We start from the raw sequence: 23,406 nt of genomic DNA, 5'->3' as shown, positions 1-23,406 counted from the left end.
GGTGTGATAATAGCCCTGTCTCTTCGGGTTAAACTACCCAGCCGTCCGTCAATGAATACAAAGGCTCTGTTGATTGGTGTGGTGTTTGCTGCGGTCACTGTCGTCTTAACCCGGTACTGACCCGACGACGCTAAACGTAATACTTGGCTTGTCTTTAAAGAGCGACAAGGAGAAGGCTTGGTTATGCCAAAACGCTGGCAAAGCTGAGCTATTTGGCTCTGCGTTATAGGTTAACGCGCTTTAAAATTCATTTGCTCAAAGTCTCTGCAATTAATTTCATCGCAACCATCGAGTCCAGGTACATAGGTGTGTTCTGAACTTCTGGCTGGCTTGATAGCTTCACCATAACCACATCGTCATTTGCTTGAATAGTGTCAGCTATCCAATCTGAAGGGATAACTTGAGTGTCGTTAACCTTACCGTTGTCCAGCATCATTTTGCCAAATCGTAATAGGTCACGAGAGCTAGTGAATAACCCGCCACTGGTTTGAACAATCCTTTTGGGCCCCAGTTCGCTATATGCAGGGTCCTTAGCACCGATGTCCTGCCACAATTCGGTCAGTACATCTAAATAGCTCTCACCGGTCGCCGACTCGATAACCATACCAAGTAGTGCAGATTAGCACTGAACGGTAACTATATACTTCACCGTCTTCTACTAAGTTCTCGCGGTCACTCAGAGAAATCAAATACTCTTTAACGCCAGACTCAGTGTCACAAATTTCAACTTTTTCAGAGAGGTCCTGACCCAAGGAACAGAACAGATCACCGGCATCGTCTAAGTAACCACTGGAAGCATCTTTCCAATCAACAGCAGCGGTCATATCAAGTAGATGTCTAACCCTTGTATTTTTGAATGCTGAGCCATCCAACTCAGGCAGGTATTCAGTGATCAACTTTTTTGGATCTAATTTCCCCGCCTCAACCGCCAACCCTGCTGCCATACCCAACACTGTCTTGGTGATAGAGTGAATGCGGTGGGACGTATCCGCCCTCATGCCATTGAAATACTTTTCAGCGACGAGTTTACCATCGTGATAAATCAAAAAACTATCGGTATGCGTTTGATGCAACCAATCTCTGATATTTTGTTCTTCATTATTGCTAGCCAAAAAAACTAAGTTCTCAAGCTCAGTTGGGTATGGGGCTTTTTCAAGAGTACGTACCCAATCTGACGGTGGAAATCGTGCTAATTCTCCAAAAACATTTGTCCCTTCAAATATCCATGGGCTTCTATCTACAGACTCAACGGTTTCATCCCAGAATGAACCAGCCTCTGCGCTTGCTGGTTCGGTAGGAGAAGTACGTGCCGCACCAGAGCCCAAAAGAGCTATAGCAATAGCGGATGTCACTAACAGCTTTTTAGCATTTCTTTTCATTTTAGGGGATCTCCGCAGGATTAGGTAATGTCTAAGCAATCCAGCTATGCTTCAGCTCTGGTGTCTAGCTTCTTGTGCCTGGGCCGCGGGGCGGTCAGACGACTGCGACCAGTCTTCTGGTAGGACAGCATAGTAGTCGCAAGCGCCGGTTGGCTGATACAAGTGCGCTAGTCGCCTCATGCAATGCCCGCTTCGTCCGGATCTCGGAGGATGTAAAGCTCGTAATGAAGGTCCGCTTCGTGCGAGACCGGTCATCATCAACCGTTGAGCCTAAGGCGGCTTTGTCCGCTCACCGCCATTAGCCGTCTGGTTTCCAACGTCCGGTGTCGGGTGGCTGAAAAGGGGAATTTGCAGCCATCCGCATTTTTGCTCCAAAAGACCGCGGTCAGCCCAAAGCGGAAGTTCACTCGTCTAAGGCGAAACAAGTGGTTTTGGACGATTTTGCATTAGCCTAATCCCAAGTAACAGAGATAAACAACCAAACGCCAATCCCCCTGCGAGGGCATTTGCAATGAAAACACCACCAAATAGGGATATCGCTGTTCTTCCTGCCTGCTCGATAGATGTGCCCGCTACGATAGATACCCAGTCTTGCAGGTATAATGCGAACAGGACCGAGAACCCCACGGGTGAAATGATGAGCGCTGTACCGAGAGAGGCCAATCCTCGCCCGAAGACAGCCCGCAGTGTTGACCCTTTCAAAACTATTGCGGCTGTGAAAGCAAAAACAACAAATGCAGAAAGCAGGACTAGCAACATGTCCACAATTGGAGCGAGGTCTTTCGTGACCGTCCCTGCTAGGGCCGAGGTGAAGGGCAATAGAACAAAGGTAGCAAGCCCTGCGGCAAGGTGCCCGGTGAACAATTTTGGTAACTTGCCAGACGAGCGTTTGTCGCTCCGGTTTTTTGGCTTAGGTGGTTTGGGCAGATCCGGATCAATCTGATCCCACCGCACGGATATTGGTTTTGGACGAGAAAGCATAACAGCCCCCTTGGTTTGTTAAATTTGAGACGACCTAGCCAGCCGCTTGTTCTTGGGAATTTGGTAGGCCGGAACGGAGTTTCTTTCGGCGCTTGGACTGATATTTGCGTGATCTAGACATGCCGACGCGCGAACATTGGTGTCCTTGCCATCTCAAGTGATGAACATCCTGATTACGTAAGCGACAGTCGCTAGGCAAAAGACGCTGCCGAACCAGATCGCGCTGAACCAGAAAACTTGCTTTAGCAGTTTCAATGGTAGCTCTCCTCTGGATCGACCTTTCCGCGGAAAACCCAGTACGTGTAGGCGGTATAGGCCAGGATTATGGGCAACAGAACGACGGCCCCGACCAGAGCGAAGGCCAAGCTCTTATCCGGCGCGGCGGCTTCGGCAATCGTGAGGCTTGGGGGTAGCATATAGGGATAGAAGCTGATCCCAATGCCGATGAAGCAGACGACGAATAAGGCAATGGCCCAGAAGAAGGGTTGATAGTCTCTCTGTTCCCTCAGGCCGCGATCAAGCATCCATGCAATAACAGCAACGATAGCTGGCACTAGTACAGAGAAAACGATACCGGGCCACGAAAACCATCTGATCAGATAGACCGGATCTTGGAACGGGGTCAAAAGACTGATGAGGCCAATCAACGCGAGCGTCATTAGCATCAGCGGGCGGGTAAAAGAACGCATCTGGCGCTGTATCTCGCCCTTGGTTTTCATGTTGAGCCAGGTTGCTCCTAGCAAGGCATACCCGATCACCAAGGCCACACCCGTCGTGACAGAGAACGGCGTCAGCCAATCCCATTGTCCGCCTGCGTACAGCCGATCCTCGACCGGGATACCCTGGACCAGCGCGCCAAGCGCGATGCCTTGGCAGAGGGCGGCTACGGTTGACCCACTGTGAAACGCAACATCCCATAGCCAGCGCCCGCGCTCCGTTCGCCACCGGTATTCGAAGGCGACACCGCGGAAAACAAGCGCAAGAAGCATGATGATGACGGGCATGTAGATCGCGGGCATCACCACAGAATAAGCAAGCGGGAAAACGGCGAACAAACCTCCGCCCCCCATGACCAGCCAGGTCTCGTTACCGTCCCATACAGGCGTGACCGAGTTCATCATGACATCGCGATCTTTGTCGGATTTCGCGAATGGAAAGAGGATTCCAATTCCAAGATCGAAACCGTCCAGGATCACATAAGTCAGAACGGAAAAGGCAATGATACCGGCCCAGATTGTCGAGAGTTCAAGCATTACGCTGTCTCCGACAAAATAGAGATTTCAATGGGTTTGTGACTTTTCTGGAAACCTTCGACAGGTGGTTTCCCCATGAGCCGCAGCATGTAGAACGTGCCCGCTCCGAACACCGCGAAATACACAACGATGAAGGCAATCAGAGACGCGGCAACTGTAGGTGCATCCACTTGTGAGAGTGAGTCCGATGTCCGCATCAGCCCATACACAGTGTACGGTTGGCGCCCGACTTCGGTGGTGATCCAACCGGCCAGTACCGCCACGAACCCGCTGGGCGCCAACAGAACGGATGTCCGGTGCAGCCAACGATCTTCGTTGAGGCGGCCGCGAACCCGCAGAACAAGCGACCACAAGCCGATGCCCAGCATGGCAAAGCCGATAGCGAGCATAATGCGGAAGCTGTAGAACACAATCGCGACCGGGGGTTCTTCGTCGTCGGGGATAGTGTCCAGCCCTTCAAGCGGCGCGTTGGGATCATGTTTCAGGATCAGCGAAGATAGTTTCGGGATTTCGATGGCATAGTCCACGCGTTTTTCATCCTCGTTCGGAATGCCGAACAGGATAAGCGGTGCACCTTCGGGATGGCTGTCGAAGTGACCTTCCATCGCCATCACTTTCTGCGGCTGATGCTCCAGCGTGTTCAAACCATGAAGGTCGCCGGCAACGATCTGCAGAGGGGTGACCAGAACGGCCATCCACATTGCCATCGAGAACATTCGGGTGACCTCAGCCGTGCGATTGCGGCGTAACAAGTGCCAGGCCGCAACACCGGCCACCACGAAAGCAGTGGTGAGGTAAGCGGCAAGAACCATGTGTGTCAGGCGGTAGGGGAAGGACGGATTGAAGACAATCGACCACCAGTCGACGGGAATGAACTGCCCCAGTTCGTTGATGTCAAACCCAGCCGGGGTTTGCATCCAGGAATTGACCGACAATATCCACGTTGCCGAAATCAGCGTGCCAACGGCGACCATCGCCGTGGCCATCATGTGTAAACCGCGACCGACGCGTTCGCGACCGAAAAGCATTATGCCGAGGAAGCCTGCCTCAAGGAAAAAGGCTGTCATGACTTCATAGGCCATCAAGGGGCCGATTACGGGACCAGCGGTGTCCGAGAATGCGCTCCAGTTCGTGCCGAATTGGTAAGACATCACGATGCCGGACACGACACCCATCGCGAAGCCAACGGCGAATATCTTTTTCCAGTAGTTGAAGAGGTTCAGGTAGACCTTGTCTTTTCGCCATAGCCAGAGGCCATTGAGAACAGCCAAGAAGCTTGCCAAGCCGATAGAAAAGGCCGGGAAGATGATGTGAAACGACACGGTAAAGGCAAACTGGATGCGTGCCAGGGTTTCTGCGTCGAAGTTTGCGAATAGGTTCATTGCCGCTTCCTTAGGCATTGGGTTCCAAAGAGCGGCAGTGAACAGAAGTGTTTCGGCTGCCAACTCGTCGATGTCATTCAGATGAGTTGGATTTGGGTTGGTAGCTGTTTCAGTTCGTTTGGGTTCTGGACGGTTGTTTTTGGGTTTTGGACAAAACTCGGTTCGAGATGGGCGACTGAAATTTGAAACCGAGAACGCCGCGAACGTGTGGCGTTCGAAGGCCCAAAACAAAGTTGCCACCCGGCTCGATTACGAGCAGGATGGCAACCTCTCAGAAACTGTGCGAGTTCTGTGTGGGATGGTCAGTCAAACAGCGTCTGGATGCTAACAGCGCATGCTGACCGGTCAGGTTTGTTCGGCGGTATTTCTCCTTTTTTTGTTTCGCTGGCGGTCGTGTCTTAGTCGTTCCAGTCTTTGTGTTCTTCTTTAAAGTCGTCGCGACGTTCTTGGGCTTCGTCTTGCGCGTCTTCAAAATTGTCCTTTTGGATCGCACCTCCTACGGCTCCGACCGCGGCACCAGCGGCCGCGCCACCTACGATGCTTTCGCCAGCGATACCGGCGACAGTGGCACCGACAACCGCTCCTTTGATCGCTTTGTCGGTGACGTAGTCAGCATGGGCTGTAGCAGCCATGGTGATCAGAAGTGCGCCTGAGATCGGGGCGATAAAGAATTTCTTCGAGGTCTTCATAGGGTTCATCCTTGTTCTGGGTTAGCAACCACCGCGGCTGCTGTGTGCCATTGAACTAGGTGACCTGACGGCCTGCTTTCTTTTGGAGACGGGACAAGGTTTTGTGGATCTTGGACATCTGGGCGCTTTCTGGATTGCATGGACCAGAAAAAGCTACCGGCCCGTTTTACGGAACCTTGCCGGCGTTTCACCTGTCCACCGTTTGAACGCTACTGAGAAAGCAGCCTGATCGGCGAAACCGAGCATAAAGGCCACGCGGGCGACGCCCTCGCCGCTACGAAGCATCCGCTTGGACAGGTCGCACAACACCCCTTCCAGTAGTGCCTTGAAACTTGTTCCTTCAGCCGACAGATGCCGGGTCATGGTACGCCGCGTCAGTCCAAGCTCTCCGGCTATATCGTCGCCGTTTGGTATCGGTCCGGGAAGACGCTCCCCGAGCATGTCCACAATGCGGTCGGACAGACTGCGGACTGCATCAGGCTGAGCCTTCAGTTGCTCTTCTCCGTGCCTGCGTAAATGCCCTAATAAGGTGGGATCTGCCGTTGGTATCCGAAAACTCATGCCGTTTGAGGGCAGAGCCAGGGCGTATCCGGACTTGAAGCCTAAGACTTCACATCTCGCCAAATCGGCCAGTAGCTGGCAGTGCTCGGCATCGTCCGTTTCCAACTCAATCGAGATCGGGGCAAGGCCGCCAGAGGTGATTTGTTGCACTCGCTTGTAAAGGCCGAAAATCAGCATTTCGCGATGGCGAGGATATTGATGCGCCGGGATAACACTGCTCTCCAGAGTTATCTTTGGCTCGTTGGGCGCCCCGACCACGTCAAGACGCAAGTCAGGGTCTTGCATTGCATAAAAGCGCTGCGTCAATACCAGCGCGTCTTCCACCGTTTCGGCAGCCCGCACGATGTAAGCCAGAAGTGTTCCGGGACCTTGTGCCGAAAGCCCGACCCGAGCGGCGAAGGTCTTGTCTTCCAAAATACGACACGCGGTTTCCACAGCGCCTGCTTCATGTAGCAGCTCGACAGTGGCGTCGGGGCTGTCGACGATATCAGAGGGTGCTCCCGCCATTTCCAGGACTTCAGGAAACGGAACCCGCGCGCCGGGCTCTTGCGAATAACGCAGCCCTACATTTTGCAGTCTATAAGCGCTGATGCGTGGCACTTTTGCGTCCTCCCCTGACTTGCACGCAACCTCCTGCAGTCACTGCAATTGTCCAGAAGCCAATAACAAATGTCCAGAACCCTCAGGATCGCGGATGCGATGACGGTTAGGTCCGGGTCATCAGAAAGGAAACGACCATGATCTACTTCGCAAGGTACTACCGCGTACTGAAGGCAATCCAAAACTCCGCCAAACAAGAGTGGTCCGGGGGGAACATCCACGGTCTGCGCTCATTGGCGCTTGGCGAAAAAACAGCGAACGGACGTCGCTGGGATCCCCCCTATGTCCCGCAGGAACAGCCCTCAGAACCATCTCAAAATCAGACCGAGAACTGAATTTCCACAGACACCTAAAATCTTCACACGCAGCACGGCTGCGAAACAAAAGGACCTGAAAAATGAAACCACCCGCGTTCCTGATGGCCCCTATACTTGGCGTCATCTCAACTCCTGCCTTCGCTGCTGGCGGCGATCCGAGATGGTGGGTCGCGCCCAATCAGACCGACACCTATGCTTGGGTCAGCCTGATTGTCCTCTTCCTTGCGATCCTACTGGTAGTACACCTCTATGCCCGCTTTGAACGCTATACCGAGCGCAAATCAATCGGCACTCCGCTGCGCACAACTATTCCGGTGATGCTTACCATAGCCTTGGCGTACGAATTGATGCCCGCGCTCAGCCACTTCAGCATTCTGCTGCCAGGCGCGCTGATCCTGACTGCAATCGCCCGCGACTTCATGTTGTGGTGGCGGCCTTCGACAGAGGAGCTGGTAAAATGATTGAACTGCTCGTCACATCTTTTCCGTTTGTCCTGCGGGTGATCTACCTAAAATGGCGCGGGATTCCAGTCACCCTGTACAACGTTCACCGAGCGCTCTTCATGTGGTTCGTACTAGCACTGATCGTCTTCTTTGCCGTGTTCTACTACTACCCAAAATCTTACACAGGTCTTGTGCCATTCAGAACTGTTCCGGTCGTTGCTGAGAACGGTGGAACAGTAACAGATATCTACGTAAAGGGCGGTGATCGTGTAGAACCGGGCGATCCGCTGTTTGCAGTCGAGAATGCGTCGGAACAAGCTGCAGTAGATTTTGCAACCCGTAAAGTTGAGGAGATAGAAAGCGCGAAACTGGCAGCTGAATTGCAGGTCCAAACTGCTCAGGCCGTGGTGGATGCCGCAGTTACCGCCAGAGAACAGGCTGAGCTGGTGCTGATGGATCACGAGGCACTTCAAGCAAAGGGCTCTGCAGCATTTCAAGTGAGCCAGTTGGAACGCGCCCAGGCAACCTTGAGTACTCGGGAAGCAGAGGTTGAGGCTGCGGAAACGCAACTTGGTGTGGCACAAGTCCAAGCTAGTGCCGTTCTGCCTGCCCAACTTGCATCGGCGCGCGCGTCGTTGAAGCAGGCTCAGGTGGAACTGTCAAAGACATTGACGCTCAGCTCTGTCGACGGTGTCGTTGAACAGGTCACCCTAAATGTCGGATCACGCGCAGCGCAAGCCGCGATGAGCCCGGCAATGCTAATTGTACCCGACCGCAAAGAAGTTGAGCGAGGACGTATCGTCGCTGGCTTCTCGCAGGTTTCTCGCACTGAATTGTACGAAGGTATGGCGGCGGAAGTGGCGTGCGAAAGTAACTTCAACATCTCGATGCGCAATACCGTTCTTCCTGCAAGGATCGTACGTATTCAGGAGCAGATTTCTTCCGGTCAGCTAGCGCCTAGCGGTCGCCTGATCGAGCCGAGCGAAAAGGCTAAACGGGGTCAGATCGTTGTGCATCTTGATCTGGTGCACCCAGAACACCGCGAACTTTTGGTTCCAGGTAGCGGTTGCATTGTACAATCCTACACCACCAATTTTGAAGGCGAAATGGAAGGAACACTTGTCGCCCACGGGATTCAGGCCATGGGTATCATCAAAGCGGTCGGTCTACGGGTCAAAGCTTGGTTCGGTCTGACATCGGGTATCGGCTTGATCGGTGGTGGTCACGCCTGACTTTCCAACTCCATCCATTTTCAACAAGTGCGGCTTCCAACAAATGTTGGGAGCCGTTTCGACAATTTGAGACAGATCGCATGTCAATTAAATGCGAGTTATGTGACGGCTTTCTGCCACACGGCGAACGATTTGACTGTCCGCTCAGGTGATCTTATGCAGGAAAATGACAACCACATACAGTAGCCCCGGAATGTCCGTTTTGTCCGCGTTACGGTGTTCCCAATCAAGCCTGGCGTGTGGCTGGTTCGCGCCACCAAACGACGTTGCCGACAGGGCTATGTCATGCTAGCTGAGATCAAGCCCTGATTGTTTTCCACTTAACCGCACCCAACACGGATTTCTCCGTGCCTGCTGTTGTGCGGATTAAAAGGAAAACGAATGAAACGACCAAAGTTGCCGCCAATCCAAGGCAGACGTTTTGACGCCGAGATGCGCCAAGATACGGCATTTTATTTGACCGAGCATGCTTCTAAGGGGCCGACTTGGCTTAGACATTGAGGAAGAATTTCCTTTGTTGTTCTGACAGAGGAGCTTTTCGAACAAGTTTGGCCTGACCATCGGCGCGCTTGGAGCGTGGATGATATGCCAATTCGCCATGAGCAAATGTTGCTCGAAGCGCTTGAGGCTTCGCTATCTCAAGACAATGAAGAATAGAACGTTAAAAGCGTGAGGGCAGGGGGGGCAGAGGTGCTGTAAAACCTGGTCACCTGAAGGAGTTCAGAAAAATTGTTCAATCGCCCTTGCGACAGTTTGCAACCAAGAGAAAACAACATTTCGCTTAGCAGACGTGCACAATAAGAAATGTTATCAGTTATGAGCAAAAATTTTGGCAGAGAACGATGACTAAGATTGGCGATAGCCTCACTAGAGGTGCAAAAGAAGCACTGGAAGTTGCAAAGGGTGAACTCGACCCTGCTGGGGCATCTGTGCCTAGTGAAAAGACCGATAACGCCGCAGATGCTTCCGATAGACCAGCTATCGCCAAGTGCCTTCACGGGATCCCCACAATGCTTGAATCTTCAATTCTATGAAGCCGAACCGACAGGAAACAGCGTCTACTTTTCCTTGCGTGAATGCCCTTCAATCTTGTATTTCACAATTGTTGGGTCGTAAGCATTCTGCGACCCAAGCGGTGCATCGAGCGCGCGAAATATAGTCATCCGAGACACACCCAAATCGTGTGCGATCTGGGCCTTTGATAACCCGCTAGCCGCAAGAGATCGAATTTGTGCGTCATCTACTTATTTTCGTCTGCTACGATAAACACCTCTTTCCTTGGCGGCATCAATACCCGCTCTCTGTCTGTCGCGGATGAATTTCAGTTCCATATCAGCGACCATGCCGAGCACTGTTACCACCATTCAACCAAGATCACAGGCTGTACTCACTTCCGGTTCAAGAACCCGCAGGGAAGCGCCTTTGGCATTCAGTTCATGCACCAGTTTCAGAACATCCTTCGTAGTCCGACCAAGGCGATCAAGTCGGTGAACAACCAGTTCATCACCTACGCGTAATAACTCGAAGATTGTTCCTAATTCCGTGCGCCCGTCACGCGATGCACCTGACCCTGTTTCTGACCGGACGATCTCGCACTCAGCTTTCTTCAATGCTGCCGTTTGAATGTCGAGATCTTGGCTCGTGGTGCTGACTCTGGCATATCCGATGCGGGGCATTTGGTATCTATCACATTAGGGTAGGGGTGATGTTCAATCTGTCACATAGTTGAATTGACCACCCTAATGGGACGGTGGATCGCGTCACATTTAGATGTCATTTTGTGGTGCACCCAATTGTTACATGGAGATGTGTGATCCACCGAAAGTGAACGCAGCATTCTGACACGGCAGGATGTTTGATTTTTCATAGTCGCCAACTCCTCGCAGATCGTGCGTAGACGTCAGAGAGTTCTGTTGGTGACAGTTTGTTCAGGTGGCTCTTGTCAAACACAACCACATCGTTGGATAGAAATTGGTCAATGTTCATCCGGTCCCTGGCTTCGAGGATGAACGAATGTTCAACCGCCAGTGTTGCCAGCAAGCCTCCTGTTTCGATATGCGCGGCTAATTCCCGCTGTAACGCCTGAAAGCTCAACGTATGGCCGCCATTGTCGGTAACAATGAAAATAACGCAGACGATGAAATCGCATAATTGATCTTATGTTAAATATAATGATGTAAGTATTCACCTGTACGTTTCGAACATAACTACTAGAAACCAGCAAGGTTGACCCACGCGAATTCATCTACCATCCTATTTTCGTATAGTTTGTTATATTGTGCGAACCCGCACGTTTGTTTTGGCAAGGTCGATGAAATGACCGATAATTCACAAAAGACCTACGTGCATGACACGCACCGTTTGCGCGACCCCGAGCACACCTTAAGAATTGTGCAACCATTTCTTCGGGAAATGGGCATAACTCGGATCGCAAATCTGACCGGCCTGGATAGGATTGGTTTACCGACTGTTATGGTCGCTCGTCCCAATTCCCGATCTGTTGCGGTGTCACTTGGTAAGGGGCTGTCGCTGCAGGCAGCGCAAGCTTCAGGCGTTATGGAAGCGATCGAATCCTGGCATGCCGAACGTGTGCGACTTCCGCAACGGTTTGCCAGATTTACCGATTTGGCTGATGACGCGACCGTTGTGGAGGTGGAGCGATTGCCTAAGGTCACTGGCGCGCAATTTGATCCCAACGGCAACATGTTATGGGTCGAAGGCTGGGATTTGAAAAGCCAACACACCTGCTGGGTTCCGCTTGAGATGGTGGACACTGACTACACCACGCCTCCACTCGCTGGACAACGCGCCTTTCCCAGAACAACGAATGGTTTGGCTTCGGGCAACAATGTCGCCGAAGCGAGTTGTCATGCAATTTGCGAATTGATTGAGCGCGATGCAACGACGCTGTGGTCTCATCAATCCAAGACCGTGCGTATTGATCCCGGTACTGTCGATGATCAGCGATGTCAGGCGGCCATTGAAAAAATCACCACCGCAAGTCTGGAGATCGGGCTGTGGAACACCACGTCGGATATCGGAATTGCCAGTTTTCGCTGCGTGATCTGCGAGGCTGGCGGGCAGCCTGGTCACATCGGCATCGGCGACGGATGTCATCCGGATCGTGCAATCGCGTTGCTGCGCGCGGTGACAGAGGCTGCTCAGACCCGGCTGACCTATATCTCGGGCGCGCGCGATGATCTGGATCCGGCAGAATTCACTGATCAGGCGCAAACGGATCGGTGTAGATATCTGCGGGATCTGATCGATCGCGCCCCTCCGACAGGGAATTTTCAGGACTGCCCGACGCATTCAACCAAGACATTCGAGGATGACCTGGCTTTGCTGTTAATCAGGTTAGAGGCCGTCGGGGTTTCTCAGGTGGTGATCGTGGACTTGTCTCGGCCTGAATATGATCTATCGGTTGTTCGGGCGGTCATACCGGGCTTGGAAGCGCCGCACGACGACGCGGATTACGTACCGGGCCTAAGAGCGCTGCAGATCAGGCAGGAAACCGCATGAACGTTGTCGTATTTGTGGGCCCTACCCTGCCAGCACACGAAGTTGCCGCACAGTTGAATGCTGCGATCCTGCCCCCTGTTCAGCAGGGTGATGTCTATCGCGCAGCCAAGGATCACCCGCACGCAATTGGGATCATAGATGGGTTCTTCGAAGGTGTGCCCTCGGTCTGGCACAAGGAAATCTTGTGGGCGATGGAACAAGGGATACCGGTCTTTGGCAGCGCCAGCATGGGCGCCCTGCGTGCCGCTGAACTTGCCGATTTTGGAATGATCGGTGTTGGCGGGATCTTTGAGGACTACCTTAGCGGCGTTTTGCAGGATGACGATGAGGTCGCGGTTCTGCACAGTCCGGCAGAGCTGGGGTTTCAACCGCTTAGTACACCGATGGTATCTATCCGAGCCACAGTCAAACAGGCTCAGGCTCAGGGGATTTTACCTTCTGAAAGCGTCGCCACTATCCTAGAGCATGCGAAATCCAGACACTATCGGCACCGTATCTGGCAAAACATCGGCAAAGAGTTAAACGACCTACCCGGAATAGCGGCCTTTTTGGATTGGCTACCCGACGGCCAAATTGATGCGAAAGCAGATGACGCCCGCGCGATGCTGGCCCTTATGGCGGATTGCCTGTCGCAGGGCACCCTACCCCAGAGTCCCGTAACGCGGACCGAACCAACATTGGTGTGGAAACAGTTGCGCAACCGCATCGACACCAACGAGGCAAAGAACCACGCGGTGATCGACGAGTTGAGGTTGGACCCGGAACTTTACGCCGAATTGCGCAACCGCGCAGTGCTGAGTGTGATGGCACAGGAAGAAGCCGCCGAACAGGATCGGCAACCTGATCGTGACGCCCTGATCCGGCAGATGACGGACCATAGAGCCAAAGCTGGATTGTCTCAAAAAGCGCATTTGATGGAATGGCTGGCCGCCAATGATCTGAACCTTGCGGAATACGAGGACATACTGACGGATGCCGCTCGGATCGATGCGACGGTCGCCGCGCGTTTGACCCAGTTGGATGGGCCATTGCTGGCTGAACTGAAACGAACCGGAAAGTATGCCGATCTACGGGAACGGGCGGCCGCCAAGGAAAAAGCTGCGATTGTGAATGGGCACCTTTCGGGCGCGGATCGTCTGCGTATGGTCGTTTGGTATTTTGAAGCGCGCCTTGACCAGGACGTGCCGGATAACCTGGACAGCTACGCAACCTCGCTTGGCCTATCCGGGCGCGTGGAACTGGGTGAATTGATCGAAGCAGAGTTTTTGTTTTGCCACAGGAGTTCCTGTGCGGAGGTTCCAAATAGCAAAGTGACTTCCACCCGGCACGAGGGGTCGATTGATGAACACACATGAGACTGCAAGCGTCGAAGAACCCGGCACACGGTTCCTGCTGTATCCGCAATCGCCTTTTCTGGAACCTGGCGCGCAACCGGAGCTTGTCGAAATTTCGGCTCCGCAAGGCAGCATTGGGCCAGGGCCTTCCGGTCCGCGCATGTACACCGTCAACCCTGTTGGAAAAACCACACCTTACGGTGCCATCGTTCCAGGTCCGAATGGACCGGGTATGTATCTGCCGCCGTGGGACGGGTACATTCAGCCGCCCGCAATGCCCGATGAGTTCGGGAATTTCTTTCATATTGCCCCATCCGACCCCGCATTTGAAGCAGCGCATTTGTTCGGGTCGGCCCATTTTACAATGGATGTGTGGCAAGGGTATTTTGATCGCCCAATCCCGTGGCATTTCGCGCGCGATTTCGACCGGCTTGAATTGTCCCTGCTACCCAGTCTGGATAACGCACATATTGGCTGGGGGTTTCTGGAAACAGGCGGCACGCACGAACATGGAGATGAGTACCGGCCATACAGCCTGAACTTTGACGTTGTCTCCCATGAAATTGGACATGCCATTATCTATAGCGTCATTGGTATGCCGTCAGATGGGGATGCGTCGGGCGAATATTATGGGTTTCACGAGTCAGCTGCCGATATGGTCGCCCTTCTTGCGTCGCTACATTTTGGTTCTGTAGTTGACGCTCTGTTAAAAAACACGCGGGGCAACCTTTACACATTCAATCGTCTGAACCGGTTTGCAGAACTCGGGGAAAACGCGCAAATCCGAATTGCCGCCAACACACGGTCCATGTCAGAGTTTGCGGCCGGATGGACCAGCGAACACGATCTTTCCGAACCGTTGACCGGAGCGATGTTCGACATTTTCGTAGACATTTATCACGAACGCCTGCTGCTGCATGGGCTGATCTCACCTGAAGAAGAACACCTGTCCGATCAACTGGAAGACTCTCCGGATTACAGCGAGGTTATGCAGGGTGTGTTCGATGCCCGTTATGCCGAAAACCCGGAAGGTTTCCGGATCGCTTTGCTTGAAGCGCGCGATTTTCTGGGAACCTATCTGGCCGACACATGGGAGCGACTGGATGCGGATATGCTCAGCTATTTCGGTGTTGAAAAGGCCCTGCTGGCGGTCGACCAGGAAATCACTGGCGGTGCTTTTCGCGACATCATCGAAGGCAACTTCCGCATGCGAGATATTGGTCTGATGTCTGCCGGTCCGCGTCTGCCCGATCCCGAAGAAGAGAGCCACTCGGCCTCGGTTCGCACGCAGGTGCCGGAATGACCTGTAAAATCCTTTATTTTTAAGCGGTTTTGTGGCATGCAATCGGAAGAAGTTTATTGGAACGCATTTGCTCGAATATTTTTCGAGCTTATTTTGAGGGGGAGATGAGGGTTCTGGCTTCGTCGATCCCGTAATTGGGAGAGAGAGATATGGCTGAATCCTTGCTCAGTTTTTCAGAAGTGTTGTTGTTTGGTCGAATTATTGAAGATATAAAAATCCAGTCACAAACCAAAGTAAAAGCAGCCACCACCGCAAATATGCAACCTCCTTTGAAGGGGGCCTCAGTCGACGGCGTGACATTGAAGCCGCGTGACCGCGTATTGGTGAAAAATCAGGCCAATTTGGATCAAAACGGCATTTACACCGTGGCGGACGATACGGACAGCTCCTGGTTTAACAAAACACAAGTTAAACGCGGGACGTTGATCAGAGTGCGGAAGGGCACGCAGTTCGATCCCCAAAAACCGTTTTGGGAGCAAACAGGCAGATTTGATCTTGGGCAACAACAGTTCGAGCAAGTCGGCAGGCGCAGAAAACGGCGCGGCAACAACAATCATCTTGCGGAACAGCTGGATGACGATGCCCAACTCGCCAGGATCTACGGCTTCGCATATGAAGGCACGTACTATGAACTGCCCGAACCCACTATTTTCCTGGTACATGGTGAAGGTGATTCAGCAACCGAAGCGAATGCGCCTGTAGGTCAGGGTTCTCGTGCGCCAGTAAGTCCGACGCTTTCTGGTGTTGCTTCGGCGGATTATCAGTTTTCCAATGATATGCGAGTCTGGGACTACGACAAGGCTGACTTCACATTTCGTATGGATGTGATGACCGGCCAGTTCGAGCAGGTCCTGCTGGACATCTATTTCGGTTTTGACAGCCCGGCGATAAGCGGTGCCAAAGTGAGCGGTGCAAAGGTCAGCGGCGCGAAAGTCAGCGGTGCCAAAGTCAGTGGCGCAAAGGTGAGCGGTGCCAAGGTCAGCGGCGCAAAGGTGCGCGGCGGCGACTAAGCCCGGTTTGCGAGAAATATTCTGGGGCACCCGAAATTGGGTGCCCCTTTGCTTTTCAGAACCCGGCTTTTTTCAGACCTTCCACAAAGTGCTGCGTATCTTCCTCTAGCCGATCCGGTTGAACGGTCGTCCAGCGGGCCAGCGAAAAGTTAGGATGTGCCTCGCGGTGCTTTTCCCTTATAAGACGGGCCATGTCCGTTTGACCCAGCTGAGCATAACTTGCGGCCAGCATACGCTGCCCCTCGGTCGGATTGTTCATCTTGTTGACCGTCTCAATTACATCCTCATAGCGTCTTAGGTTGTAATACGCCCCACCCAGATGCCAAAGGTATTGATCCGGGAAATAGGGATTTAGGCGCATTGCCTGCTGAAGATGCGTTATGGCCGTTTCGTTGTCACCCGAATGGGCTAGCGCATCAGCAAAGTCGGAATGCATATCCGCGTCATTTGGGTTTAACGCCAGCGCCCTCTGATAGGATTGGATGGCAGCGTCATGCTCTTTGCGGTACAGGTGCACATAGCCCAATTCGCCGAAACCACGCGCGTCGGTCGGGTCCAGCTCAATCGCGCGCTGTGCCAACATCAGCGCCTTTTCCAGCGATTGTGACGGCTCTTCGGCCCAGGAATAACGCCAGTCGATATTTAGAGTTCGCGACAGCGCTGCTGCAGCACGGGCATACCCCTCGTCCCGCTCAAGGGCTGATTGATAGAAATTCTGTGCCTTGCGGTTGTCGTTTCGGGTGTATTTGAAGATGTGGTGCTGACCTTGCAGGACCGAACCATAGGCCTCAAGATCGTTTGGAACTGCCTGAATCATGCGCTGCTTTTCATGCGACTCGATCATCACCGCAGTGGCCGCCACAATGCACTCAGTGACCTCATCAAGAATGTCGAAAATATCGTCAATCTTGCGATCGAACCGTTCGCCCCAGATCGTGCGCTCGGTGTTGGCATCAATCAACTCGGCGGAAATCCTGATCCGACTGGCTGACCGACGTACACTGCCGCGCGCGACATAGCGAACATTCAGTTTTTGCGCGGCCTCTTTCGGAGGCATCGATTGTGTCCTGAAGAAAAACGACGAGTTCCGGGCGATGATAAAAAGGTTCCGGAACTTGGACAGATTCATGATTATGTCGTCCGTCAGACCTTCGGCGATCCAGCTGTCGGACTCATCGCCGCCAGAGCTGCTGAAAGGCAGAACGGCCACCGACGGCGTATCCGGCCGTTCGAATATGTCCCCTTTCAAATCCGGGCGCATCGTGCCGGCCATGGTCGCGCCGGCCACTTCGCTGCGGACGCAGTAGGTCGAGACAGGATTCATGATATTCTTGAGCTGTTTTGGCCCCAGAAACTCGTACCCAAAGCGCAGGCGATTGCAGACCTGATCATACACGGCAGAGCTGACATAGACCCGCTCAGGCTCGGCTATTTCTTGCAACCGGGCCGCGATATTGACGTTGTCACCATGAATGCCCCGCTCGTCTATCAGAATCTCACCAAGGTGAATCCCAGCCCGGAACTTGATTCGCTGATCCTGCGCGCGGGTCTTATTCTGATCGCTTGCGATTTGATGCAATTCGACCCCGAATTCCACTGCGCTGGTGGCAGTTTCGAACAGGGCCAAAATCCCGTCCCCACGTACCTCTACCACCCGACCGTTGTACTTTGCGCACGAGGCTTCAAGCAAAGAAATCAATGCTTTCAATTCATTATAGGTATCCAGCTCATTCTCGCTCATGAGCCGGGAGTATCCTACGACATCAGCGAACAATACTGCGCCAAGCCGTTGAGTAATTGGAATGTCAGAAATTGTCGTACTCACAAGTGTTACTCTTTTTTCGGATTCATAGCGGACCCGTAACTAACATATATCAAAAAACGTTTTTGACGACCGAAGCAGTTTTGATCGGAACTGATCACACCTCAGCGATCTGAGGCGGCCATGACCAGGCGGCGCAATCATTCGGCCCCAATGTCACGATTGTATTCGCATCCAGTTCCTGTGCCAAAACGTTTCGGCGAACCATCCACTCGGATTTCAGAATGCCCACAACAACCATATCCTGAAACTCGCCTTCAGCGAACCACGCTTGACGCATCGTCCCTTCAATCTGGAATCCTATCTTGGCAACAAGATCACGGCTGTGATGATTGTCCTCACGATAATAAGACGTTATGCGGTTCAGCCCCAGCTGTCGAAATGCCAGGTCCAGCACCAAAGCGGATGCCCGAAGCCCGACGCCGGATCTACGCATTGCTTTGTTGACGAAAACTGCAACCACTGCATCGCGATTGATGTTCGAGATAGACTCAAGCCCGGCCAGCCCAACGGCCTCACCTGCGGAGGACTCGACGATAAACCAACATTTGCGGCTGGCATCGGAAGACGTAAATGAATCTCTCCAAAATTCTTCGGCATGCGATGTATTGAGGGGCACGCGCGTTGTACGATCGAAACGCGCAAGGTCTTCAACGTCCTGAAACCAACTCAGAACGGAATCCAGATCTGCCCTTTCCATCGGGCGCAACCTGAACGTGTTTTGTGAATTGTTGCTCACGATAAATAGTACCTTTGAAAGAAATCAGTAAAATCTGCTCGGACACTAGCACAAAAATTTCAAAATTACGAAATGAGATTACAGTATCTCTGTCCTCTGTTTAATTCACCACAAGAATTGAGTTTTTGGTGCAGGGGGTCGATAAATGTGCTGTCCGGTCAAATACAACGGAATTTCCCATCCGCACCCCTGATGGCTAATGATGGCCGCGGGCGCTCTGAGCAAAGGGAATACTATCAATGAAATTACTGCGGTTCGGTCCCAAGGGCGCGGAAAAGCCCGGTCTTCTGGATGCCAAGGGCGCAATTCGTGATTTGTCGGGTGTGATTGATGATCTCACAGGCGAGTTGCTTGGCGATGAAGCCCTGGACCGATTGCGCAGGTTGGATACCGCAAGCCTGCCTCTAGTGGATGGTCAACCGCGGATTGGCGCTTGCGTCGGTCAGGTCGGCAAGTTCGTCTGCATAGGTCTGAACTACGCCGATCATGCGGCCGAAAGTGGGATGGAGCTGCCGCAGGAACCGGTAATCTTTTTTAAGGCAACTTCGGCCATTATTGGCCCCAACGACACGGTCGAAATCCCTCGTGGCTCGGTCAAAACCGATTGGGAGGTGGAACTGGGTGTGGTGATCGGGAAAGAGGCCGAATACCTCTCGGAAGCCGAAGCCTTGAACCATGTCGCCGGTTATTGCGTCATCAACGACAAATCAGAACGCGATTTCCAACTGCACCGTTCGGGCCAGTGGGTCAAAGGCAAATCCGCCGACACGTTCGGTCCTATAGGTCCATGGCTTGTGACACGGGATGAGGTACCCAATCCGCAGGACCTGCAGATGTATCTTGAGGTGAACGGGCAACGGCTTCAGAATGGATCGACCCGAACGATGCATTTCGGCATGGCGACAGCAATCTCTCATCTGTCGCAGTTCATGTCGCTACAGCCGGGAGATGTGATTTCGACAGGCACCCCTCCGGGTGTGGGCATGGGCCAAAATCCGCCGACCTATCTAAAACCTGGCGACAGGATGGAGTTGGGCATCAAAGGCTTGGGCGTGCAACGGCAGAACGTTGTGCAGGGCTGAGCCCCCTGTTTGTGCAATTGTCACAATTTCCCGCAACAGAAAGAGGGCTAAAAAGTCACTCGGGCCAGGGCAGTGAATAAGTTTTGACGTTGGTGAAAAATTTCATCGCCTCGATCACGCCTTCCTTGACGCCGTTGCCGCTGTCCTTGATACCGCCAAAAGGAGACATTTCGATCCGGTAGCCGGGCTGTTCCCAGATGTTGCAGGTGCCAACGTTCAAACCGTTGATGTAGGTAATCGCCCGGTTCAGATCATTAGTACAGACACCCGCCGACAAACCAAATGCGGTGCCGTTTGAGATCTGCATGACTTGCGCATCATCATCTGGAACACGAACGATCGGCACGATTGGACCAAATGTCTCTTCCATCACCAACTCGCTGCCGTGGGGCACCTTGTCGACGACGATCGGCGGCAACAGTGCACCGTTGCGGCCGGGGTGATAGAGGATTTCTGCGCCCTCTTGCGCAGCCTTCAGCACGCGGTTTTCGAACAACTCGGCGGCTTGTGCGTGGATAACGCAACCCAATTGCGTTTCTGGGTCCTGAGGGTCACCAAACCGGATCGCTTTTGCCTTTTCCAGAACAAGTGGCACAAATCTATCTGCTACGCTTTCCTGAACCAGAATGCGTTTGATCGCGGTGCAGCGTTGCCCCGAATTACCTGTGGCCCCAGCCACAGCTATACCGGCGGCCTTGTCCAGATCGGCGTCATTCAGATCGTTCAACACGATCAGGGGGTCGTTGCCGCCCAATTCCAGTGCCTGCCGTTTGTAACCCGCCTTGGACGCGATCATCTTGCCGACGGGCACACCACCCGTGAAAGTGATTACGTCGATGTGTTCATTGGTGATCATCTCATCACCGATGTCCTGCGGCCGGCCCGTCACAACCTGAAACATTTCGGGCGGCAACCCTGCCTCGTACAATATGTCCGCCAGGGTCAAAGCCGTCAGTGGGGTTAGCTCGGTCGGTTTGCAGACCATGCAGTTATTGGTGGCAATGGACGGCGCAATCTTGTGGCTGACCATGTTCAGAGGGTGATTGAACGGAGTAATTGCGCTGATGGTCCTGACCGGCTCGCGTTTGGTGAAAATCTTGCGCGCCTTACCGTTGTGGGTCAGATCACACGAGAAAACCTCACCATCGTCCTTCAGGGCCTCGGAGGCGGCGAACTGAAAAACGTCCTGCGCGCGCTTGGTTTCATAGATCGAGTGCTGATAGCAGATGCCAAGCTCAAGCGTCAGCCATTTTGCGAGGTATTCGCGTCTTTCACCAATCAACACGCCAGCGCGCCGTAAAATTTCGCTGCGTTCATAACGGGTCAGTTTGGGCGCGTAATTCGCGGCGATCTCAAAGGCTTTGCGTGCATGTTCAGAAGTGCCGGCAGGGACGGTACCAATAGTCTCGTTCGTATAGGGATAGTGGACCGAGATTTTAAAATCGGTAAAGACAATCTCGCCGCCAATTCGCATGCCTTCATTGCGGATACCGGAAGTGTTCATGATATCGTCCATGATTAATGGGCCGTCGCTGTAGTGGCAAAAGGAAGTGCTTCAAAATGCAGAGTGTCGATCACGCGACTGACGATGAAGGGAGCGTCCTGCTTGGTCAATCCATCGTGGCAGCGTAAGTCGGCCGCTAGCGCGGCCAGATCATGACGGTTCCGGGAAGTACCCGCGTAGGTATTCTCAACCGGTACATTCAGGATTGAATAGACCCGCGGTTGGGCTGTGATCTGGATTTGCATCATCATCTTCGTAGCCTTGGATTAATTGCGCCCGTTCTAATGCCAGCCATAGATCACAGAATTGCAAAATTTCCGCATTGGGTCGAAAGCCAGAGCAATCCACTGTGTCAGTCCAGAGCTTAATTGCACCTCGATATCCAAGTCACACCAATGGTCTTAGCTGCCACTTTCGTGCGACCACGATCTGCGGAAGTTATGCGGCGAAACCTTGTACCGACCTCGGAAATGAACCGAAAGCCTGTCCGTGCTGGAAAACCCGGATGCAAAGGCAATCTCGGATACGCTGAGGTCGGTTTCATTCAATAGGGCGAAGGCACGATCTAGCCTGAGGTTGTTATAATACTGGCCGGGCGACATCTTGGTGTGCTGCTGGAACAGCCGTTCCATATGGCGTCTGGACAGTGACGCCTGATCCGCCACCGCTTCGAGGCTAAGCGGCGATTCAATGTTGTCTCGCATGATCTGGACAGCTTCGACCAGCTTGGCGTTGCGTGTCCCCAAAAGGGCCGAGACGGGCGAAACCTGATTGCTGCCACTTTCACCGACGCGTCGGTGCAAACACATCTCGGACACGTTGATGGCCAGGGCGTTGCCGAACAATTCCTCGATCACTTCCAGCATCATATCGGTGCTGGCGTGCCCTCCCCCGCAAGTGCGCAGCTTGCCGTCAATCTCGTACAGGCTCTGGGTTGGCGTCATTGTCGGAAAATACTCGCAAAAACCGGGGCGGTTTTCCCAATGAACGGTGAACTTCTTGTCGCCGATCAGGCCTGCCTTGGCCAAGGCAAATGCCCCTGTGCAGATACCGCCAAAATCGCATCCATGTGCCTTTTGCCGACGGATCCAATTCAGAACCGGGGTATCAAACGAGGCCATCGGCTCAGTGCCGGAACACACGAAAGTATAGGCCCCCTGCTCCAGATCGTGCATGGGTTGGTCAGCTTGAATGCGGATTCCGTTCGAACACGTGACCGGCGCGCCATCTGCTGAAAGGACATACCATTCGAACAATTGCTTTCGGGCCAGTTGGTTGGAAATACGCAAAGGTTCAATCGCAGCGCTAAACGCCAACATCGTGGTATTCGGCAGCAATAGAAAATGAAAGGCCTTGGGCGGTCCATCATAAGGAACGTCGACGGAAATCGCCCCCTTGGGCAGGAAACGTTGGCTGACCACTACACCCCTCCTTCGCGTTCGAATACCGCATCGTTGCTGGCCTGCTGGAACGCTCGAGCAACTTAAAGTTATCAATAGATGTATGGCCCTTGGAAATCGAACGCTCATTTTGTATTTTGGATACAACTTACACCGACCGAGACCACTCTTATGCCCAGAACCCGCGCGATCGCACGTCAAAGTCTTCCAGAAGTCATCACAAATGATCTGCGGGAACGTATCCTAAGCGGAGAGATGGCCGAAGGTGAAACCATCCGGCAAGAGGCCCTTGCAGAGGACTATGATGTCTCGCGCATGCCGATCCGCGAAGCACTGAAACGGCTGGATGCCGAAGGCCTTGTGCAACTGACAAACAACCGTGGTGCATCGGTGACTTCGCATTCGCTTTCGCAAATTGGCGAGATTTTCGACCTTCGCGTTCTTTTGGAGGTCGACTTGTTCAAACGGTCTATTCCGCAGATGACGGAAGCTGATTTCGCCAGATGCGAGAAGCTGCTCGACGACATGGAAAAGTCTTACGAAGCTTACAATGTCGGGCGGTGGGGTAGCCTGAATTATGAATACCACAAAGCCCTTTATGCGGCTGCTGATCGTGGGCTGACCAATGAGATCCTGCAAAGGGTCAATCTGCAATCGGACCGCTATGTCCGTATGCATCTGAGCGTCATGGAACAGCGCGAGCCCGCCAAGCAAGACCACCGACAGCTTTTGTCGCTGGCACGCAAACGTCAGGTTGATGCCGCAGGTGAACTGCTGACCAAGCATATTCAACGGACCAAGGATCAGTTGTTGGCGATGGTTATCAAGACACGGAAAGGTGAAACCGGCTGAA

22 protein-coding genes and 1 pseudogene are annotated in these 23,406 nt (G+C 53.2%); 8 read left to right on the top strand and 15 right to left on the bottom strand.

What is annotated here, in order from left to right:
• Positions 1 to 247: 247 nt before the first annotated feature.
• From AC2FFH_RS10865 to AC2FFH_RS10830, 8 genes are all read right to left on the bottom strand, one after another.
• Positions 248 to 604, bottom strand: coding sequence for a hypothetical protein (locus tag AC2FFH_RS10865; RefSeq protein WP_496844399.1), 357 nt, complete (start codon positions 602 to 604; stop codon positions 248 to 250).
• A complete protein-coding gene (locus AC2FFH_RS10860; protein ID WP_496844398.1) occupies positions 579 to 1,379 on the bottom strand; it encodes a serine hydrolase domain-containing protein in 801 nt (266 codons plus the stop codon). Before AC2FFH_RS10860 ends, AC2FFH_RS10865 begins: the two co-directional genes overlap by 26 nt.
• Positions 1,380 to 1,790: 411 nt before the next feature.
• The gene (locus tag AC2FFH_RS10855; RefSeq protein ID WP_496769967.1) at positions 1,791 to 2,360 is read right to left on the bottom strand and encodes a hypothetical protein; all 570 of its coding nucleotides are present in this window, start codon (positions 2,358 to 2,360) and stop codon (positions 1,791 to 1,793) included.
• 153 nt (positions 2,361 to 2,513) lie between these two features.
• Positions 2,514 to 2,615, bottom strand: coding sequence for a DUF2474 family protein (locus AC2FFH_RS10850; RefSeq protein ID WP_496726963.1), 102 nt, complete (start codon positions 2,613 to 2,615; stop codon positions 2,514 to 2,516).
• A complete protein-coding gene (gene cydB, locus AC2FFH_RS10845; protein ID WP_496769969.1) occupies positions 2,612 to 3,613 on the bottom strand; it encodes a cytochrome d ubiquinol oxidase subunit II in 1,002 nt (333 codons plus the stop codon). Before cydB ends, AC2FFH_RS10850 begins: the two co-directional genes overlap by 4 nt.
• Positions 3,613 to 4,995: a cytochrome ubiquinol oxidase subunit I gene (locus tag AC2FFH_RS10840; RefSeq protein WP_496769973.1), complete on the bottom strand. Its 1,383-nt coding sequence runs from the start codon at positions 4,993 to 4,995 to the stop codon at positions 3,613 to 3,615. Before AC2FFH_RS10840 ends, cydB begins: the two co-directional genes overlap by 1 nt.
• 398 nt (positions 4,996 to 5,393) lie before the next feature.
• Positions 5,394 to 5,684, bottom strand: coding sequence for a hypothetical protein (locus AC2FFH_RS10835; RefSeq protein WP_496718691.1), 291 nt, complete (start codon positions 5,682 to 5,684; stop codon positions 5,394 to 5,396).
• Between the two features lie 153 nt (positions 5,685 to 5,837).
• A complete protein-coding gene (locus AC2FFH_RS10830; RefSeq protein ID WP_496769976.1) occupies positions 5,838 to 6,845 on the bottom strand; it encodes a helix-turn-helix domain-containing protein in 1,008 nt (335 codons plus the stop codon).
• Positions 6,846 to 7,242: 397 nt separating this feature from the next.
• Between AC2FFH_RS10830 and AC2FFH_RS10825 the strand changes: the two genes are divergently transcribed.
• Both AC2FFH_RS10825 and AC2FFH_RS10820 read left to right on the top strand, forming a co-directional pair.
• A complete protein-coding gene (locus AC2FFH_RS10825) occupies positions 7,243 to 7,623 on the top strand; it encodes a hypothetical protein (RefSeq protein ID WP_496844397.1) in 381 nt (126 codons plus the stop codon).
• Positions 7,620 to 8,837 (top strand): HlyD family secretion protein, encoded by a 1,218-nt coding sequence (locus AC2FFH_RS10820; protein WP_496742054.1) that lies wholly within the window; start codon positions 7,620 to 7,622, stop codon positions 8,835 to 8,837. Before AC2FFH_RS10825 ends, AC2FFH_RS10820 begins: the two co-directional genes overlap by 4 nt.
• Before the next feature lie 1,058 nt (positions 8,838 to 9,895).
• On the opposite strand, the gene AC2FFH_RS10815 is transcribed toward AC2FFH_RS10820, so the two are convergent.
• Positions 9,896 to 10,066: a hypothetical protein gene (locus AC2FFH_RS10815; protein WP_496770108.1), complete on the bottom strand. Its 171-nt coding sequence runs from the start codon at positions 10,064 to 10,066 to the stop codon at positions 9,896 to 9,898.
• Between the two features lie 15 nt (positions 10,067 to 10,081).
• Positions 10,082 to 10,513, bottom strand: a pseudogene (locus AC2FFH_RS10810) (recombinase family protein).
• 640 nt (positions 10,514 to 11,153) lie between these two features.
• Between AC2FFH_RS10810 and AC2FFH_RS10805 the strand changes: the two are divergent.
• The 4 genes from AC2FFH_RS10805 to AC2FFH_RS10790 all read left to right on the top strand — a co-directional run bounded on the left by AC2FFH_RS10805 (position 11,154) and on the right by AC2FFH_RS10790 (position 16,006).
• Positions 11,154 to 12,359: a YcaO-like family protein gene (locus AC2FFH_RS10805; protein ID WP_496769984.1), complete on the top strand. Its 1,206-nt coding sequence runs from the start codon at positions 11,154 to 11,156 to the stop codon at positions 12,357 to 12,359.
• Complete coding sequence (locus AC2FFH_RS10800; protein WP_496769986.1) at positions 12,356 to 13,714, top strand: TfuA-like protein; 1,359 nt, start codon at positions 12,356 to 12,358, stop codon at positions 13,712 to 13,714. The genes AC2FFH_RS10805 and AC2FFH_RS10800 overlap by 4 nt, the downstream gene beginning before the upstream one ends.
• Positions 13,701 to 14,996: a gluzincin family metallopeptidase gene (locus tag AC2FFH_RS10795; RefSeq protein ID WP_496769988.1), complete on the top strand. Its 1,296-nt coding sequence runs from the start codon at positions 13,701 to 13,703 to the stop codon at positions 14,994 to 14,996. The genes AC2FFH_RS10800 and AC2FFH_RS10795 overlap by 14 nt, the downstream gene beginning before the upstream one ends.
• Before the next feature lie 149 nt (positions 14,997 to 15,145).
• Positions 15,146 to 16,006: a hypothetical protein gene (locus AC2FFH_RS10790; RefSeq protein ID WP_496769990.1), complete on the top strand. Its 861-nt coding sequence runs from the start codon at positions 15,146 to 15,148 to the stop codon at positions 16,004 to 16,006.
• A 55-nt stretch (positions 16,007 to 16,061) separates the two neighbouring features.
• Here the strand turns inward: AC2FFH_RS10790 and AC2FFH_RS10785 are convergent, their stop codons facing one another.
• Together AC2FFH_RS10785 and AC2FFH_RS10780 are read right to left on the bottom strand one after the other, a co-directional pair.
• Positions 16,062 to 17,831, bottom strand: coding sequence for an adenylate/guanylate cyclase domain-containing protein (locus AC2FFH_RS10785; protein ID WP_496726950.1), 1,770 nt, complete (start codon positions 17,829 to 17,831; stop codon positions 16,062 to 16,064).
• Between the two features lie 94 nt (positions 17,832 to 17,925).
• A complete protein-coding gene (locus AC2FFH_RS10780) occupies positions 17,926 to 18,567 on the bottom strand; it encodes a GNAT family N-acetyltransferase (protein ID WP_496844396.1) in 642 nt (213 codons plus the stop codon).
• A 239-nt stretch (positions 18,568 to 18,806) separates the two neighbouring features.
• Between AC2FFH_RS10780 and AC2FFH_RS10775 the strand changes: the two genes are divergently transcribed.
• A complete protein-coding gene (locus AC2FFH_RS10775; RefSeq protein WP_496769994.1) occupies positions 18,807 to 19,649 on the top strand; it encodes a fumarylacetoacetate hydrolase family protein in 843 nt (280 codons plus the stop codon).
• Between the two features lie 55 nt (positions 19,650 to 19,704).
• Here AC2FFH_RS10775 and phnY read toward each other — a convergent pair whose 3' ends face one another.
• The 3 genes from phnY to AC2FFH_RS10760 all read right to left on the bottom strand — a co-directional run bounded on the left by phnY (position 19,705) and on the right by AC2FFH_RS10760 (position 22,574).
• Entirely contained in the window at positions 19,705 to 21,165 is a 1,461-nt protein-coding gene (phnY, locus tag AC2FFH_RS10770; RefSeq protein ID WP_496844395.1) for a phosphonoacetaldehyde dehydrogenase, read from the bottom strand.
• Positions 21,166 to 21,167: 2 nt separating this feature from the next.
• Positions 21,168 to 21,404 (bottom strand): hypothetical protein, encoded by a 237-nt coding sequence (locus tag AC2FFH_RS10765; protein WP_496844394.1) that lies wholly within the window; start codon positions 21,402 to 21,404, stop codon positions 21,168 to 21,170.
• A 150-nt stretch (positions 21,405 to 21,554) separates the two neighbouring features.
• Entirely contained in the window at positions 21,555 to 22,574 is a 1,020-nt protein-coding gene (locus tag AC2FFH_RS10760; RefSeq protein ID WP_496844393.1) for a GlxA family transcriptional regulator, read from the bottom strand.
• 150 nt (positions 22,575 to 22,724) lie between these two features.
• Here AC2FFH_RS10760 and AC2FFH_RS10755 point away from each other — a divergent pair, with 150 nt between their 5' ends.
• Positions 22,725 to 23,405, top strand: coding sequence for a GntR family transcriptional regulator (locus tag AC2FFH_RS10755; RefSeq protein ID WP_496770003.1), 681 nt, complete (start codon positions 22,725 to 22,727; stop codon positions 23,403 to 23,405).
• Position 23,406 lies beyond the last annotated feature (1 nt).

The organism is Ruegeria sp. YTSC003, from assembly GCF_059609785.1.
The sequence above is the reverse complement of the archived record's forward strand: the minus strand, read 5'-3'. Positions and strand labels throughout refer to the sequence as shown.

Coding starts and splice junctions, on each gene's coding strand:
- AC2FFH_RS10865 (WP_496844399.1), bottom strand. CDS start 604: ATGGTTATCGAGTCGGCGACCGGTGAGAGCTATTTAGATGTACTGACC.
- AC2FFH_RS10860 (WP_496844398.1), bottom strand. CDS start 1,379: ATGAAAAGAAATGCTAAAAAGCTGTTAGTGACATCCGCTATTGCTATA.
- AC2FFH_RS10855 (WP_496769967.1), bottom strand. CDS start 2,360: ATGCTTTCTCGTCCAAAACCAATATCCGTGCGGTGGGATCAGATTGAT.
- cydB (WP_496769969.1), bottom strand. CDS start 3,613: ATGCTTGAACTCTCGACAATCTGGGCCGGTATCATTGCCTTTTCCGTT.
- AC2FFH_RS10840 (WP_496769973.1), bottom strand. CDS start 4,995: ATGAACCTATTCGCAAACTTCGACGCAGAAACCCTGGCACGCATCCAG.
- AC2FFH_RS10835 (WP_496718691.1), bottom strand. CDS start 5,684: ATGAAGACCTCGAAGAAATTCTTTATCGCCCCGATCTCAGGCGCACTT.
- AC2FFH_RS10825 (WP_496844397.1), top strand. CDS start 7,243: ATGAAACCACCCGCGTTCCTGATGGCCCCTATACTTGGCGTCATCTCA.
- AC2FFH_RS10820 (WP_496742054.1), top strand. CDS start 7,620: ATGATTGAACTGCTCGTCACATCTTTTCCGTTTGTCCTGCGGGTGATC.
- AC2FFH_RS10805 (WP_496769984.1), top strand. CDS start 11,154: ATGACCGATAATTCACAAAAGACCTACGTGCATGACACGCACCGTTTG.
- AC2FFH_RS10800 (WP_496769986.1), top strand. CDS start 12,356: ATGAACGTTGTCGTATTTGTGGGCCCTACCCTGCCAGCACACGAAGTT.
- AC2FFH_RS10795 (WP_496769988.1), top strand. CDS start 13,701: ATGAACACACATGAGACTGCAAGCGTCGAAGAACCCGGCACACGGTTC.
- AC2FFH_RS10790 (WP_496769990.1), top strand. CDS start 15,146: ATGGCTGAATCCTTGCTCAGTTTTTCAGAAGTGTTGTTGTTTGGTCGA.
- AC2FFH_RS10775 (WP_496769994.1), top strand. CDS start 18,807: ATGAAATTACTGCGGTTCGGTCCCAAGGGCGCGGAAAAGCCCGGTCTT.
- phnY (WP_496844395.1), bottom strand. CDS start 21,165: ATGGACGATATCATGAACACTTCCGGTATCCGCAATGAAGGCATGCGA.
- AC2FFH_RS10765 (WP_496844394.1), bottom strand. CDS start 21,404: ATGATGATGCAAATCCAGATCACAGCCCAACCGCGGGTCTATTCAATC.
- AC2FFH_RS10755 (WP_496770003.1), top strand. CDS start 22,725: ATGCCCAGAACCCGCGCGATCGCACGTCAAAGTCTTCCAGAAGTCATC.